Below are 15,442 nucleotides of genomic sequence, written 5' to 3' on the forward strand. Positions count from 1 at the left end.
CCCCCACCACCGAACGAGGGCCACCACCCCATGCACCCGGACCACCCCGCCACGGCCGCCGCACCCGGCACCGGCGGCAGCACCCGCTTCCCCGTCCCCGTCGACGCCGCCCTGCGCGCCGCCGGCTGGCGTCCGGGCCACTGGGACATAAAGCAGGCCGAGATCTGGGCCGACGCACTGCGCCGCCACACCTCGCCCGCCGGACACCGGCACACCGTCTTTCCCGCGGCCGTCGAGGCCTGGGCCGAATTCGGCGGCCTGCACATCGCCCCGCAGGGCCCCGGCCGCCAGATAGCGCCCGCCACCGTGCACCTCGACCCGATGTACGGCCTCCACCTGGCCCGCACGCTCGGCGACCTCGGCCGCGCCCTGGGCACCGAGGTCTGCCCCATCGGCGAGGAGCCGGACACCCAGGCGCTGCTCGCCATCGACACCGAGGGCCGCGTCTACAGCCTCGACCACAGCGGCGACTGGTTCCTCGGCGCCCACATCGACCAGGCCCTCGCCACCCTCATCACCGGCGCCCAGCCCACCCGCCTGTCCGCGGGCTCGGGGATGTAGCTCCGGGGACACGGCTCCGCGGTTACGGCTCCGCGGACAGGGGGCCGACTACCCCGCCGCCACGACCTGCGCCGGCAGGACCGCCGACACCCGGAAGCCGCCGCCGTCCGTCGGGCCCGACACGAACACTCCGCCGAGGCCCGTGACGCGCTCCTTCATTCCCACCAGGCCGTTGCCGCCGCTCGGGAGGCGGGCGTCGGCCGAGGCGTCGGCCTCCGGCGGGGGTTCGTTCTCCACCTGCATCGCGATCTCCGCGTGGCGGTGCGCGAGCCGCACGTACGTCTTCGCGCCCGCCGCGTGCTTGTGGACGTTGGTCAACGCCTCCTGCACCACTCGGTACGCCGTCTGTTCCACATCGGCGGCGTAGTCCCGCGGCTCGCCCTCCACCGACAGGTCCACGGCCATGCCCGCCGCCCGCGACTGCCCGACGAGCTCGTCAAGCTCCGCCAGGGACGGGCCGTCCGGGCCGTCGTCGTCCACCGCGCGCGACGCCGCCGCGGCGGCCGCGAACCCCACCGCGGCCAGCGGCAGCGGCTCGGCGGGCCTCTCGGTCTTCGCCTTCGTGCCGTCGACGGTCCGCAGCACCCCGAGCATCTCGCGCAGTTCGGTCAGCGCCTGGCGCCCCATGTCGCCGACCAGCGCGGCGTTCCTGACCGCTTTCTCCGGGTCCTTGCGGGCCACCGCCTGCAGCGCCGCCGCGTGCACCACCATCAGGCTCACCCGGTGCGCCACCACGTCGTGCATCTCGCGGGCGATCCGCGTCCGCTCCTCGTTCCGCGCCCACTCCGCGCGCTCCTCGGCGCGCTCCGCGAGGAGCTGCAGCTCGCGTTCCAGGCTGTCCGCGCGCTCGCGCATGCCCTCCACGAGACGACGGCGCGCACCCACGTACAACCCGAGGAGCACCGGGGGCGCGGTCACGCCGACCGCGGCGGTCACCGCGAAGAAGGGGATGAACTCGCTGCCGATCGCGGGGCTGCCCTCCGCCATGTCCTGGTTCGCCCGCACCAGCGCGACGACCAGGGTGCCCGCCATCGACATGCCGGCCAGGGCGGCGATGATGCGGCGCGGCAGCTCCGACGCGGCCAGGGTGTACAGACCCACGACGGTCAGCAGGACGCCCATCTGGGCGGGCGTGATCGCGATCGATATCAGGACGACCGCGATCGGCCAGCGCCGCCGGATCAGCAGCGAGGCACCCGCGAGCACACCGAAGCCGACCCCCACCGGCGCCGGCAGTCCCGCGTCCCGCGCGAAGGCCACGCCCTCGGCCCCGCACTCGGCCGCGGACAGCACCGCGAGCCCCGCGTCCAGCGCGGCACCGCGCCACCGCTCCCACCACCACGGCCCGGTCATGGCCGTGGTGCGGTCGTCCCCCGTCGTGGTCATGTCTTCCAGCGTACGGGCGTTCCGCCCCGGTTTTCCGGTGAGTTTTCGGCTCGGTGATCCAGCACACGCCGCTGTTCGACCGGAAGCGAAACCTGCCGGTATCCCTCGAACTGCAGAACCCCTCACGGTTTCGGAGCGGACGTCCGCATTCCGCGACCGGAAGCCGATCTCCACCGTCGCGTGGAAGGGGCTCGGTACGGCATAGTGTTGCGTGCCTGCTCGACAGCCTGACGGAATGTCCGGTTCGGTCGAGTTTGATCCCCCATGGTGTAATCAGGCAGCACTGCGGTTTTTGGTACCGTCTGTTCAGGTTCGAATCCTGATGGGGGAGCTGCGCTTTTCGTCCGGGTCCTGACCGCCGAGGTCGGGACCCGCCCTCATTTCCACCCCACTACGCCCCGGTATCCTGCGGATGTCCTCCCACAGAGGAACCCCAACCCATCCGAAGCCGAAGGGCATCCCCCGTGAGCGCAACCTGCCCGGCAGCCGTCGTCGTCCTCGCAGCGGGTGAGGGCACCCGTATGAAGTCGGACCGGCCCAAGGTCCTGCACGACATCTGTGGACGTTCCCTCATCGGACACGTGCTCCACGCCGCCTCCGCGCTCTCGCCCGAGCAGCTCGTCACCGTCGTCGGTTTCCAGAGCGACCAGGTCCGCGAGCACCTGGGGACCATCGCCCCGCAGGTCCGCACCGCCTACCAGGCCGAGCAGAACGGCACGGGGCACGCCGTCCGCATCGGGCTCGAGGAGCTCGGCGGCACGGTCGACGGCACCGTCGTGGTGGTCTGCGGCGACACTCCCCTGCTGACCGGCGAGACGCTGCGGAAGCTCGCCGCCGTGCACAGCGGCGACGGCAACGCCGTGACCGTGCTGACCGCCGAGGTGCCGGACGCGACCGGCTACGGCCGCATCGTCCGCGACATCACCGACGGCTCCGTCACGGCGATCGTCGAGCACAAGGACGCGACCGAGTCGCAGCACGAGATCCGCGAGATCAACTCCGGGGTCTTCGCCTTCGACGGCCGGCTCCTCTCGGAGGCGCTCGGCAAGGTCCGCACGGACAACAGCCAGGGCGAGGAGTACCTCACCGACGTCCTGGGGATCCTGCGCGAGGCCGGGCACCGCGTCGGCGCCGCCGTGGCGGACGACCACGAGGAGATCGCGGGCATCAACAACCGCGTCCAGCTGGCACAGGCCCGGCGCACGCTGAACGACCGCCTGCTGACCGGGGCGATGCTCGCCGGCGTGACGGTCGTGGACCCCGCCTCGACGTGGATCGACGCGACGGTGACCTTCGAGCGCGACGCGATCGTCCACCCGGGCACGCAGCTGCACGGTGCCACGCACCTCGGAAAGGGCGCCGAGGTCGGTCCGAACACACGGCTGAAGGACACCTCGGTGGGCGCCGGGGCGCGGGTGGACAACAGCGTCGCGGACACCGCGGAGGTGGGGGAGCAGGCCATCGTCGGCCCGTTCGCGTATCTGCGGCCCGGCACCCGGCTTGGAGTGAAGTCCAAGGCGGGTACGTATGTGGAGATGAAGAACGCGACGATCGGCGACGGCTCGAAGGTGCCGCACCTGTCGTACGTGGGCGACGCGACGATCGGCGAGCACTCCAACATCGGTGCCGCGAGCGTCTTCGTGAACTACGACGGCCAGGCCAAGCACCACACGACGGTGGGGTCCCACTGCCGGACCGGTTCGGACAACATGTTTGTGGCTCCTGTCACGGTCGGGGACGGTGCCTACACCGCCGCCGGGTCCGTGATCACGAAGGATGTGCCGGCGGGCTCGCTGGCCGTCGCCCGGGGCCAGCAGCGGAATATCGAGGGCTGGGTGGCCCGAAAGCGTCCGGGGAGCGCGGCCGCGAAGGCGGCGGAGGCGGCGGCCCGGGACCCCCAGAATTCGGACAGCGCAAGCTGACCGGAAACAGGTGCGTCTGACACGGCGTACCGTGATAGGTGCACACAATCGGCCGACTCGACGCACCGGGACGCGTGAGTACGGCAGCGGGACGAACTCTCTGAGGAGACAGTGCTGTGACCGGGATCAAGACGACCGGCGAGAAGAAGTTGATGCTCTTCTCCGGCCGCGCCCACCCCGAGTTGGCCGAGGAGGTCGCACACAAGCTGGGTGTCGGCATCGTGCCGACGAAGGCCTTCGATTTCGCCAACGGCGAGATCTACGTCCGCTACCAGGAGTCGGCGCGCGGCGCCGACTGCTTCCTGATCCAGAGCCACACCGCTCCGATCAACAAGTGGATCATGGAGCAGCTGATCATGATCGACGCGCTGAAGCGCGCGTCGGCCCGCTCCATCACCGTCATCGTGCCGTTCTACGGTTACGCGCGACAGGACAAGAAGCACCGCGGGCGTGAACCGATCTCGGCGCGTCTGATCGCGGACCTGATGAAGACCGCGGGTGCGGACCGCATTCTCACGGTCGACCTGCACACCGACCAGATCCAGGGCTTCTTCGACGGCCCCGTCGACCACCTGTTCGCGCTGCCGATCCTCGCGGACCACGTGGGCGCGAAGGTCGACCGCTCGAAGCTGACCGTGGTCTCCCCCGACGCCGGCCGCGTCCGCGTCGCCGACCGCTGGTGCGACCGCCTCGGCGCCCCGCTGGCGATCGTCCACAAGCGCCGCGACAAGGACGTCGCGAACCAGGTCACCGTGCACGAGGTCGTCGGTGAGGTGAAGGGCCGCGTCTGCGTCCTGGTCGACGACATGATCGACACGGGTGGCACGATCTGCGCCGCCGCCGACGCCCTGTTCGCGCACGGCGCGGAGGACGTCATCGTGACGGCGACGCACGGCGTGCTGTCCGGCCCGGCCGCGGACCGTCTGAAGAACTCCAAGGTGAGCGAGTTCGTGTTCACGGACACGCTGCCGACGCCGGGCGAGCTGGAGCTCGACAAGATCACGGTGCTCTCCATCGCGCCGACGATCGCGAACGCGGTGCGCGAGGTCTTCGAGGACGGTTCGGTGACGAGCCTCTTCGACGAGCAGTAGGAACTGCCTCGTCCGGGGTCTCGGAAGATCCTTTTGGTGCGGCCTCCCGCGCCGAGTAGACTGCTGAAGTTGCTCGGCGAGGGAGGCCGCACTTCTTGTGTGGCTGTCCGTTATCGACGCGCTCTTCGTAGCAGGCCGTTCGTGGCCGGGTGACCGATTCTTTTCCGTCACTGCATATACGAGGAGTGCACATGTCCGAGGTGAAGATCACCGCCGAGACCCGTACCGAGTTCGGCAAGGGTGCCGCCCGCCGTCTGCGTCGCGCCGACAAGCTGCCCGCCGTCGTCTACGGCCACGGCTCGGAGCCGGTCCACATCGCCCTTCCGCACCACGACACCCTCATGGCGCTGAAGACCTCGAACGTCCTGATCAACCTGGACATCGAGGGCAAGAGCGAGCTCGTCATCCCGAAGGCCGTCCAGCGCGACGCCCTCCGCATCGGCATCCTCGAGCACGTCGACCTGCTCATCGTGAAGCGCGGCGAGAAGGTCACCGTCGAGGTCCCCGTCCACACCGAGGGCGACCTGGCGCCGGGCAACAACCTGCTCGAGCACGTCCTGAACACCCTCCCGGTCGAGGCCGAGGCCACCCACATCCCGGAGTCGGTCACCGTCTCCGTCGCGGGCCTGGACGCCGGCGCGTCGGTCCTCGCCAAGGACATCCCGCTGCCCTCCGGCACCACGCTGGCCGTCGAGGAGGACGCCGTCGTCCTGCAGGTCCTGGCCGCGCAGGCCGAGGAGGCCCCGGCCGAGGACGCCGAGGGCGACGCCGCCGCCGAGGCCTGAGCCTCGCGACGCACGTAGGCACGGCAGCCGCCGCTCCCTTTGGGGGGCGGCGGCTGCCGCGTACGAGCCAGCGATGCGCGTGGGAACGCGTATGAAGGAGACATGCACGTGACGACCGACGCCAGCGCCCCCTGGCTGATCGCGGGCCTCGGCAACCCCGGCCCCGACTACGCCATGAACCGGCACAACGTGGGCTTCATGGTGGCCGACCTGCTCGCGCAGCGCATGGGCGGCAAGTTCAAGCGGGCCGGCAAGGCGCAGGCACAGGTGGTCGAGGGCCGCATCGGCGCGCCCGGCCCGGCGAGCCGCCGCGTCGTCCTGGTGAAGCCCATGTCGTACATGAACGTCTCCGGCGGCCCGGTCACTGCGCTGCGGGACTTCTACAAGGTGCCGACGGCGAACATCGTCGCGGTCCACGACGAGCTGGACATCGACTACGGCACGCTGCGGCTGAAGCTGGGCGGCGGCGACAACGGCCACAACGGTCTGAAGTCGATGACGAAGGCGATGGGCCCGGACTACCACCGGGTGCGCTTCGGCATCGGCCGCCCGCCGGGCCGCATGCAGGTCGCGGACTTCGTCCTGAAGGACTTCTCCTCGACGGAGCGCAAGGAACTGGACTACTTCGTGGACCGGGCGGCCGACGCGGTCGAGGCCCTGGTCACGGAGGGTCTCGAACGCGCGCAGAGCACGTACAACTCCTGACGCCCGCTCCTGACGCCTCCTGGGGTTCGCCCCGGGATCCCGCCCGGGGTCCGTTCTGCCCACTGTTGACTGAGCGGAGTCAAGTGGCCAAGGATCCCGGCCATGAATCTGCTGCTCCTCGGCCGCCGCACGGCAATGGGCGCACTCGCCGTGCTGCTGCTCGTCGCCGGAGTGTGGGCTTCCTGGGGCACGGCGCAGCACGTGATGCTCACCGAAGGCCGTGAGCGCGGCGTGCTGACGGTGACGCGATGCGGCTCCGACGAATGCGTCGGCCGGTACGTCTCCTCGTCGCACGACGCCGCCGCCTCCCGCCGACAGGTCGTGATCGAGCGCTCCATCGCGGAGAAGAAGGGCGAACGGATCCCGGTCGCCCTCAAGCCGGGCACGCGGGAAGCGGTCCGCACGGGCGGCCCCGGCTTCCTCCACGCGTGGCTCCCCTTCGGGGGCGCGCTCCTGCTGTCCTCGGTGGTCGTGGCGGGCGGCCTCCGCCTGCACCGCACGGCCTGGACCCTGGCCCTCTCGGGCACGGCCCTGCTGACGGCTTCTTTCGCGACGCTGGCGTTCTGACACCAGCGCGGCCGTGCGGGTGCGCTTCAGGGGCGCGGGAGGGGCCGCGCCTCTTACGCAGCGCGCCCGACGGACACCGCCAGGCGCATTTTCAGGGGCACGGGAAGGGCTGCGCCTCTTACGCAGCGCGCCCGACGGACACCGCCAGGCGCATTTTCAGGGGCACAGGAAGAGCCGCGCCCCTTGCACAGCGCGCCCGACGGACACCGCCAGGCGCGCTTTCAAGGGCATAGGAAGGGCTGCGCCCCTTGCGCGGCGCGGCTGACGGATGCGGCCAGGCACGCTTTCAAGAGCACAGGAAGAGCCGCGCCCCTTGCACAGCGCGCCCGACGGACACCGCCAGGCGCGCTTTCAAGGGCATAGGAAGGGCTGCGCCTCTTACGCAGCGCGGCTGACGGATGCGGCCAGGCACGCTTTCAGGGGCGCGGGGAACTGCGCGACCAGCCACACCCCACCCGCACCCGGACGGCCGGCTAGGAGTGCCGTCCCCTCCTCCGCCGCGTAGCGGCGAAGAACACCCCGCCCGCGGCGGTCAGCGCCGTCGCGAGCCCGGCCGCCAGCGGAACGAGCGAGGACCCGGTCTCGGGCAGCGCGGGCGGCTCGGTCACGGACGGCCCCGTGGGCGGCACGGTCGGAGGAACCGTCGGCGGCACGGTGGGCGGAGTCGTGGGAGGAGTCGTCGGCGGCTCGGTGGGCGGCTCCGTGGGCGGCTCGGTCGGCGGCTCCGTGGGCGGCTCCGTGGGCGGCTCGGTCGGCGGCTCGGTCGGCGGAACCGTCGGAGAGACACCGACCTCCGCCACGACCCACGGCGCCTCCGTCGCGAGCAGCGACCGCAGCGTGCCGTCCGGCTCCCGCCGGTCCCCCGCAATGGCGATCTTGTTCCACGTCCGCTCCCCGCCCCCGAACGGCGTGCCGTCCGCGGCCCGCTCGGGCACCTTCATGCGCCACCGCAGGGTGTACCGCTCCCCCGCGCCGAACACATGGCCGTCGAAGTCGAAGCGGACGGACCGCACCTTGCTCCAGTCGGTGACCGCCGAAGCGGCGACGAAGGTGGGGTCGGGCTTGCCGTCGCACTGGAACGACGCGCTGTCGTCGGGGGTGTTGTCCATCTCGGGCCGGCACGGGTCGGCCTTCACCGAGTACGTGATGGTCACCGGCGCGGAACCCGCGTCGATGGGACCGGTGAGGACGGGACGCCATTCGCTGGTGGCGTCGTCGCCGTAGCGCCCGCTGGTGGTGCCGGTGGTGCCGGGCGCGGGCAGCAGGTCGTAGGCGACGACATGGGTGAGGTCGGTGTTGCCCATGTTGCCGAGAACGGTGCGGTACTCGACCGTGCCGCCCGCGGTGGACCGGCCGACCTCGTCCTCCTTGCCCGGCACTTCGGCGGAGCCCCGGAACGCGCTGTCCTTGTCGCCCTTGACCTCCTTGGTGACGAAGAGCGACGCGGACTGGGCGATGGCGAAGTCGTCGGTGGCCTCGGCGACCTTCTCGGTGGCGTCGCCGTTGCCGTTGATGTCGTGGGTGTCGGTCTCACGGGTGTTGAGGGGGCGCTGGGCGTCGTAGAGGCCGCCGCGGTTGCCGCGGTAGTCGGCGTCGCCCGGCGTTCCGCTGTAGGTGCCGCTGGCCACGCCGGGCCGGACGGTGGTGCGGAACTCGTACACGCACGTGGAGTCGTTCGCCGGGATCTCGGCGCCGCGGTCGGCGGTGAGCTCGACGCGGGTGCGGCCGTCGGGCCCCGCGGTGACCTTCTCGGTGTAGCGGTCCGCGGCGGGGCAGTAGGCGGGCTGTCCGTCCGCGAGGGCCCAGGATCCGGGCTCGTAGGCGAGCTGGCGGGGTACCAGGTCGACGAAGCGGGGGCGCAGCGGCGAGGAGTCGGTGCGGTAGCGGTCGTTGCGGATCGTCACGCGCCAGGTGTGGGTGCCGCCGGGGCCGACGGGCGCCGGATCGGTGGACTTGCCGAGCTCGGGCTGGGCGACCTCGGGCTCGATGCGGAAGGTGGCGCAGTCCTCCTCGGCGGCGCTGCCGCCGCTGCCGGTGAGTGCGAGCTGCGCGCAGTTGCGTACGTCGCCGCTGCCGCCCGGGACCTCGGTGGCGTCCGCGCGGCCGACGAACTGGGCGACGAGACCGGCTCCCGCGGCGAGGCCGGGGACGTCGATGCGCACGGAGACGGGATCGTCGCCGAGGTCGACCTGCTGGCCGGTGGGCGTGAGGGTGTCGGTGCTGCCGTCGCGCCGGGTCACCACGGCGGTCCAGGTGCCGTTGTAGGTGCCGCCCGCGGGGGTGGACACGCGCAGGGTGGTGGCGTCGAAGCCCTTGGGCAGGGCGTCGGTGAGGCGGACGTCGGCGGGGGCGGTGCCGGTGTTGCTGAAGCGCAGGACGTACGACAGTCGCTGGCCGTTGCCCGCGAGGGGTGTGTCGACGGACTTGTCGAGGGTGCCCGAGACCGAGCCCGAGCCGGTGCCGACGGTGGTGTCGGCGGTGGCGTCCTTGGAGATCTTGTTGGTGCCGGGGCCGTACGGGTCGCCCGTGATGGTGGCGGTGTCGGTGAGCACGGTGTCGTCGGCGACGTCGTCGCGCACCTTGACCCGGATCTCGTGGACGACGCCGTACGGATACTCCGTGACCTGGGCCAGCTGGTCGCCGGGGCGGCCGGGTTCGGTGTCCACGGGCCAGCTGACGGTGCGGGTCGCGGGGTCGTAGGTGTACCCGGCGGGGGTGGCGTCGACGAGGTCCACGCCCTTGGGCAGCACGTCGGTGAGGACGGTGTTCTCCAGGGCGAGGTTGCCGCGCGGCCGGTTGGCGTTGCGCGGGTCGTTGGTCGCCGTGACCTTGTAGGTGACGGTGTCGCCGGGGCGGGCCGCCTTCGGGCCTTCCTTGGTGATCGCCGGGTTGGGCTCGGCGGTGACGGCGACGGAGGCCGTGTCGGTGCTGGGCGTGCCGTCGCCGTTGGCGGCGGTGGCGGACATGGCGGCGGTCTGGTCGCCGGGGGCCGTCCAGTAGTCCGTGGTGGGCCAGCTGACGGTGAGCTGGGAGCTCTGGCCGCTGGGGATCTCGTCGTAGGTGACGGTCACGCTGCCGTCGGCGTTCGGCGTGACGGCCGTGACGCCGGGCGGGTAGGGCCGGGAGACCTGGCCGGGCCCGGAGGCGCCCGGCGGCGGCGTGAAGGTGACGGTCACCGCCCGGCAGTCGCCGGGGATCGAGCACTGGATGTTCGCGTTGTACGTGACGTGGTCGCCGGAGGGGACGGGCGAGGTCGCCGGGTCCAGGCGGACGGCCATGCGGGCGTCGGCGTGGGCGGTTCCGTACGGGACGAGGGTGAGCGCCGCGAGGAGCGCGAACAGGACGGCCAGCGCCGGGGCGAGGTGGCGGCGGTGCCGGTCATGGACGGGGGTCACGGTGCTCCCGAACGGCGTGGGGAACTTCAGGGCCCGTTCACTGTGCTCCCCGAGGTGCCGCGAAATGCCGTATGACCACTCCGTACGACCGCCGTTTCACCTGATCAGAGGCTGAACCCGGGGCAGGCCCGACGACCGGACCTCGGCCGGACGGCGAAGGGCCCCGCGCCGCCGGAGCGGTGCGGGGCCCTTCGCGAAGTGCCTGCCGGGTCAGCCGGTGTTGCGCAGTCCCGCCGCGACACCGTTGACGGTGAGCAGCAGGGCCCGCCCGAGCAGCGGGTCCGGCTCGACGCCCGCGGCCGCCGCGTCGCGCTGCCGCTTGAGGAGCGCGACCTGGAGGTACGAGATCGGGTCCAGGTAGGCGTCGCGGATCGCGAAGGTCTGCTGCAGGGCCGGGGCGGAGCCGAGGAGCTCCTCCCCGCCGGTGATGCGCAGGACCTCGCGGACGGTCAGCTCGTGCTCTTCCTCGATCATGGTGAAGACGTGCTTGAGCTCGTCCGGCACGAGGGTGTCCACGTAGTGCCTGGCGATCCGCAGGTCCGTCTTCGCGAGCGTCATCTCGACGTTCGAGACGAAGTTCTGGAAGAAGTGCCAGTGCTCGTGCATCTCGTCGAGGACGGTGTCCAGACCGGCCTCGCGCAGCGCCTTCAGACCCGAGCCGACGCCGAACCAGCCCGGCACGATCTGCCGCGACTGGGTCCAGCCGAAGACCCACGGAATGGCGCGCAGGCCGTCGAGCGAGACGCCCGAGCCGGGGCGGCGGGAGGGCCGCGAGCCGAGGTGCAGGTCGGCGAGCTGGTCGACCGGCGTCGACGCGAGGAAGTACGTCGGCAGGTCCGGGTCCTCGACCAGCTTGCGGTACGCGGAGTGCGCGGCGTCCGAGACGACGTCCATGGCGGCGTCCCAGCGGGCGAGGGCCTCGTCGGACTGGCGCGGGGCGGTGTGCAGGGCGGAGGCCTGCAGCGTCGCCGCGACGGTCAGTTCGAGGTTCTCGCGGGCCAGCGACGGCACCAGGTACTTGTCGGAGATGACCTCGCCCTGCTCGGTCACCTTGATCTCGCCCTCCAGCGTGCCCCACGGCTGCGCGAGGATCGCGTCGTGCGAGGGGCCGCCGCCGCGGCCGACGGTGCCGCCGCGGCCGTGGAAGAGGCGCAGGCGCACGCCGTAGCGGTGCGCGACGTCACGGAGCCTGCGCTGGGCGCGGTGGATCTCCCACTGGGAGGTGGTGATGCCGCCGAACTTGGAGGAGTCCGAGTAGCCGAGCATGACCTCCTGGACGTCGCCACGCAGGGCGACCAGGCGGCGGTACGACGGGTCGGCGAGCATCTCGTCGAGGATGACGTCGGCGGCGCGCAGCTCGTCGGTGGTCTCCAGGAGCGGCACGATGCCGATCTTCGCCCAGCCCGCGTGCAGGTCGATCAGGCCCGCCTCGCGCGCGAGCACCGCGGCGGCGAACACGTCGTCCGCGCCCTGGCACATCGAGATGATGTACGACTCGATGACCTCGGGCCCGAAGACCTCCAGGGCCTTCTTGACCGTGTGGAAGACGCCGAGGGTCTTCTCGCCCGCGGCGTCCAGCGGCGCCGGGGAGGGCGCGAGCGGGCGCCGGGACCTGAGCTCCTTGGCGAGGAGCTTCTGGCGGTACTCGCGGGGCATGTCCGCGTACCGCCAGGACTCCTCGCCGAGCCGGTCGAAGAGCTGGCCGAGCGCGTGGTGGTGGGCGTCCGCGTGCTCGCGTACGTCCATGGTGGCCAGCTGGAGGCCGAACGCGGCGAGGGTGCGGATGGTGCGGTTCATCCGGCCGTCGGCGAACAGGGCGCCCTTGTGCTCGCGCAGCGAGGTCTGGATGAGCGTGAGGTCGTGCAGGAGCTCGGCGGTGCCGAGGTAGTCACGGCCTTCCTCGTGCGGGATGCCCTTGGCCAGGCGCTGCTTGGTGTTCTCCAGCTTCTGCCGGATGCAGGTGGCCTTGAGGCGGTAGGGCTCCTCGGAGTTGAGGCGCTTGTAGCGGGGGCTGATCTCGGGCAGCCGCTCCAGGTCGCACTGGAGGGAGGCCTTCAGCTCCTCGGTGGCTCCGGTGTAGCGGATGGAGTTGGAGAGGAAGCCGCGCAGCTCGTCGATCATGTCGAGCGCGTCGTTGATGCCGTGCTCGTGCTGGAGGATCAGGACGTCCCAGGTGACCTGCGGGGTCACGTTGGGGTTGCCGTCGCGGTCGCCGCCGATCCAGGTGCCGAAGCTGAGCGGGCGGGTGCCCTCGGGCAGCTCGACGCCGACGCGCTCCAGCTCCGCGGTGAGGTCCTCCAGGACGTCGCCGACGGCGCCGGCGTGCAGCTCGTCCAGGTAGTAGATGGCGTTGCGGGCCTCGTCGGCGGGCTCGGGGCGCACCACGCGGAGCTCGTCGGTCTGCCACACCAGGTCGATGTTCTCGGCCAGGCGGATGTCGTGGCGGCGCCGGTCGGACTCGATGACCGGCGTCTCCAGGAGCTCGGCGACGCGGCGGAGCTTGTTGAGCACGGAGCGGCGGGCCGCCTCGGTGGGGTGCGCGGTGAAGACGGGGCGCACGTTGAGGTTCTGCACCGTCTGGCGCAGGTGCTCCGGGTCGGCGTCCTTGAGCCGGTCCGCGGTGCGCGAGAGCAGTCCGCCCTCGGCGGCGCGCTTGGTGCGCAGCTCGCGGCCGCGGTGGACCTGCTCGGTCACGTTGGCCAGGTGGAAGTAGGTGGAGAAGGCGCGGACCAGCTTGGCCGCGGTCTCCAGTTCCGTACCGCCGAGGAGGTTGGCTGCTGCCTCGCCGTCCTCGCGCGTCAGGCGGCGGACCTTTTCGACCAGTTCGAGGAGCTCGGGGCCCTCCTGGCGTACGAGGGTCTCGCCGAGCAGGTCGCCGAGGCGGCGGATGTCGGCGCGCAGCTCGGTGCTGGCGGTGCTGGTGGCCTGCTGGCTCTGGTCGTCGGCACTGCTCACAGGTGCGGCTCCTTGCAGTGTTGAAGCGCTTCAAGACTGGGAGGGGTCCCCGGTGGGGATACCGGGGGAGATACAGAGCGGACCGCGCTGTCCGACCGTCTCCAAGGATAGGTGTCACATCGGGCACGGAGCTCGCGGCCTCTTGCCGCGGGGCTCCGCACTGCCATACTTACGTCGCCGTAGGTTACGGAACCGTAGGAAACGCGGTATTGCAGCCGTTGCAGGAACCGTGCCCGTGCACTGCTCCCACCCCGACCCTCGACCCCACAGGGGACGTGCCCATGACGACAACCTCCGATGCGTACTCCGACTCCGATGTGATCGAAGACGCTTCACCGGCGGGCGTGAGCTCCGCCGCCACCGCCGCCGCACCCCCCTCGGCGACGCTGGGCGGCGAGCAGAAACGCTCGCTCGAACAGATCGCCCTGCTGCTGTTCATCACCGTCCCCTTCCTCGCCCTGGTCGCGGCGGTGCCGCTGGCCTGGGGCTGGGGCGTGAGCTGGCTGGACCTCGGTCTGCTCGTCTTCATGTACTACCTGGGGTGCCACGGCATCACCATCGGCTTCCACCGCTACTTCACGCACGGCTCCTTCAAGGCGAAGCGGCCGCTGCGGATCGCGTTGGCCGTCGCGGGCAGCATGGCGGTCGAGGGGCCGCTGGTCCGCTGGGTGGCCGACCACCGCAAGCACCACAAGTTCTCGGACGCGGAGGGCGACCCGCACTCCCCCTGGCGCTTCGGCGAGACGGTTCCCGCCCTGATGAAGGGCCTGTGGTGGGCGCACATCGGATGGATGTTCGACGAGGAGCAGACGTCGCAGGAGAAGTACGCACCGGACCTGGTCAAGGACCCGGCGATCCGCCTGATCTCGCGGCAGTTCCTGCTCTGGACGATCGTGTCGCTGGCGATCCCGCCGGTGGTCGGCGGTCTGGTGACGATGTCGTGGTGGGGCGCGTTCACGGCCTTCTTCTGGGGGTCGCTGGTCCGCGTCGCGCTGCTGCACCACGTCACGTGGTCGATCAACTCGATCTGCCACGCGGTGGGCAAGCGCCCCTTCAAGTCCCGTGACCGCTCGGGCAACGTGTGGTGGCTCGCGGTGCTGTCCTGCGGCGAGTCCTGGCACAACCTGCACCACGCCGACCCGACGTCGGCGCGGCACGGGGTGATGAGGGGCCAGGTCGACTCCTCGGCACGGATCATCCGCTGGTGCGAGCAGCTGGGTCTGGCGTACGACGTGCGGTGGCCGTCGCAGTCGCGCATCGACGCCCGCCGCAAGCCGGAGGGCGCGGTCGAGTCCCGCCGCGGGGCGGCCGCCTCCGACCCGGCATGATTGACGACGTGGCGACCGACTCCAGCAATTCAAGCCCTGCAAGCAAAGAGAAGCAGCCCCGGCGTGCCCGTCGGACCCGGATGACGGGTGCCGAGCGCCGGGAACAGCTGCTGGACATCGGCCGCACCCTGTTCGCCGCCAAGGGCTTCGAGGGCACGTCGGTGGAGGAGATCGCCGCGAAGGCGGGGGTCTCCAAGCCGGTCGTGTACGAGCACTTCGGCGGGAAGGAGGGGCTGTACGCGGTCGTCGTGGACCGCGAGATGCGGCAGCTCCTGGACATGGTGACGAGCGCGCTCACCGCCGGGCACCCCCGGGAGCTCCTCGAACAGGCCGCGTTCGCCCTGCTCGACTACATCGAGACGTACACGGACGGCTTCCGCATCCTGGTCCGCGACTCCCCGGTGGCCCAGTCCACGGGCACCTTCGCATCGCTCATCTCCGACATCGCGACGCAGGTCGAGGACATCCTGGGCCAGGAGTTCAAGACCCGCGGCTTCGACCAGAAACTGGCCCCGCTGTACGCGCAGGCGCTGGTCGGCATGGTCGCGCTGACGGGCCAGTGGTGGCTGGACGCCCGCAAGCCGAAGAAGGCTGAGGTGGCCGCACACCTGGTCAACCTGGCCTGGCACGGCCTGGACGGGCTGGAGCCGAAGCCGCGCCTCATAGGGCACCGCAAGAACTGACGCCCGGCCACCGGGTCCGGGTCGCCCCCGCACCCGGCACCACCCGGCCGCGCCCACCCACCGC

11 protein-coding genes and 1 tRNA gene are annotated in these 15,442 nt (G+C 71.4%); 9 read left to right on the plus strand and 3 right to left on the minus strand.

The window, feature by feature from the left end:
- Window positions 1–30: 30 nt before the first annotated feature.
- A complete protein-coding gene (locus AOK03_RS36145; RefSeq protein ID WP_055569622.1) occupies window positions 31–561 on the plus strand; it encodes an SUKH-3 domain-containing protein in 531 nt (176 codons plus the stop codon).
- 48 nt (window positions 562–609) lie between these two features.
- Here the strand turns inward: AOK03_RS36145 and AOK03_RS36150 are convergent, their stop codons facing one another.
- A complete protein-coding gene (locus tag AOK03_RS36150; RefSeq protein ID WP_055569623.1) occupies window positions 610–1,947 on the minus strand; it encodes a sensor histidine kinase in 1,338 nt (445 codons plus the stop codon).
- A 258-nt stretch (window positions 1,948–2,205) separates the two neighbouring features.
- Here AOK03_RS36150 and AOK03_RS36155 point away from each other — a divergent pair.
- The 6 genes from AOK03_RS36155 to AOK03_RS36180 all read left to right on the plus strand — a co-directional run bounded on the left by AOK03_RS36155 (window position 2,206) and on the right by AOK03_RS36180 (window position 7,017).
- Window positions 2,206–2,278, plus strand: a tRNA-Gln gene (locus tag AOK03_RS36155).
- Between the two features lie 133 nt (window positions 2,279–2,411).
- Complete coding sequence (gene glmU / locus AOK03_RS36160) at window positions 2,412–3,869, plus strand: bifunctional UDP-N-acetylglucosamine diphosphorylase/glucosamine-1-phosphate N-acetyltransferase GlmU (protein ID WP_079075171.1); 1,458 nt, start codon at window positions 2,412–2,414, stop codon at window positions 3,867–3,869.
- A gap of 116 nt (window positions 3,870–3,985) precedes the next feature.
- Window positions 3,986–4,960 (plus strand): ribose-phosphate diphosphokinase, encoded by a 975-nt coding sequence (locus AOK03_RS36165; protein WP_055569625.1) that lies wholly within the window; start codon window positions 3,986–3,988, stop codon window positions 4,958–4,960.
- Window positions 4,961–5,151: 191 nt separating this feature from the next.
- Entirely contained in the window at window positions 5,152–5,745 is a 594-nt protein-coding gene (locus tag AOK03_RS36170; protein ID WP_055569626.1) for a 50S ribosomal protein L25/general stress protein Ctc, read from the plus strand.
- 102 nt (window positions 5,746–5,847) lie between these two features.
- Entirely contained in the window at window positions 5,848–6,450 is a 603-nt protein-coding gene (gene pth, locus AOK03_RS36175; protein WP_055569627.1) for an aminoacyl-tRNA hydrolase, read from the plus strand.
- A gap of 102 nt (window positions 6,451–6,552) precedes the next feature.
- Window positions 6,553–7,017, plus strand: a complete 465-nt coding sequence (locus AOK03_RS36180; RefSeq protein WP_208609665.1) for a hypothetical protein — start codon at window positions 6,553–6,555, stop codon at window positions 7,015–7,017.
- A gap of 473 nt (window positions 7,018–7,490) precedes the next feature.
- On the opposite strand, the gene AOK03_RS36185 is transcribed toward AOK03_RS36180, so the two are convergent.
- Window positions 7,491–10,412, minus strand: a complete 2,922-nt coding sequence (locus AOK03_RS36185; protein WP_055569628.1) for a DUF11 domain-containing protein — start codon at window positions 10,410–10,412, stop codon at window positions 7,491–7,493.
- A gap of 210 nt (window positions 10,413–10,622) precedes the next feature.
- Entirely contained in the window at window positions 10,623–13,367 is a 2,745-nt protein-coding gene (gene ppc / locus AOK03_RS36190; RefSeq protein ID WP_055569629.1) for a phosphoenolpyruvate carboxylase, read from the minus strand.
- Window positions 13,368–13,648: 281 nt separating this feature from the next.
- On the opposite strand from ppc, the gene AOK03_RS36195 reads away from it, so the two are divergent.
- Entirely contained in the window at window positions 13,649–14,695 is a 1,047-nt protein-coding gene (locus AOK03_RS36195; RefSeq protein ID WP_055569630.1) for an acyl-CoA desaturase, read from the plus strand.
- Window positions 14,692–15,378, plus strand: a complete 687-nt coding sequence (locus AOK03_RS36200) for a TetR/AcrR family transcriptional regulator (RefSeq protein WP_055569631.1) — start codon at window positions 14,692–14,694, stop codon at window positions 15,376–15,378. Before AOK03_RS36195 ends, AOK03_RS36200 begins: the two co-directional genes overlap by 4 nt.
- Window positions 15,379–15,442 lie beyond the last annotated feature (64 nt).

Source organism: Streptomyces atriruber (assembly GCF_001418325.1).
Classification (GTDB): domain Bacteria; phylum Actinomycetota; class Actinomycetes; order Streptomycetales; family Streptomycetaceae; genus Streptomyces; species Streptomyces atriruber.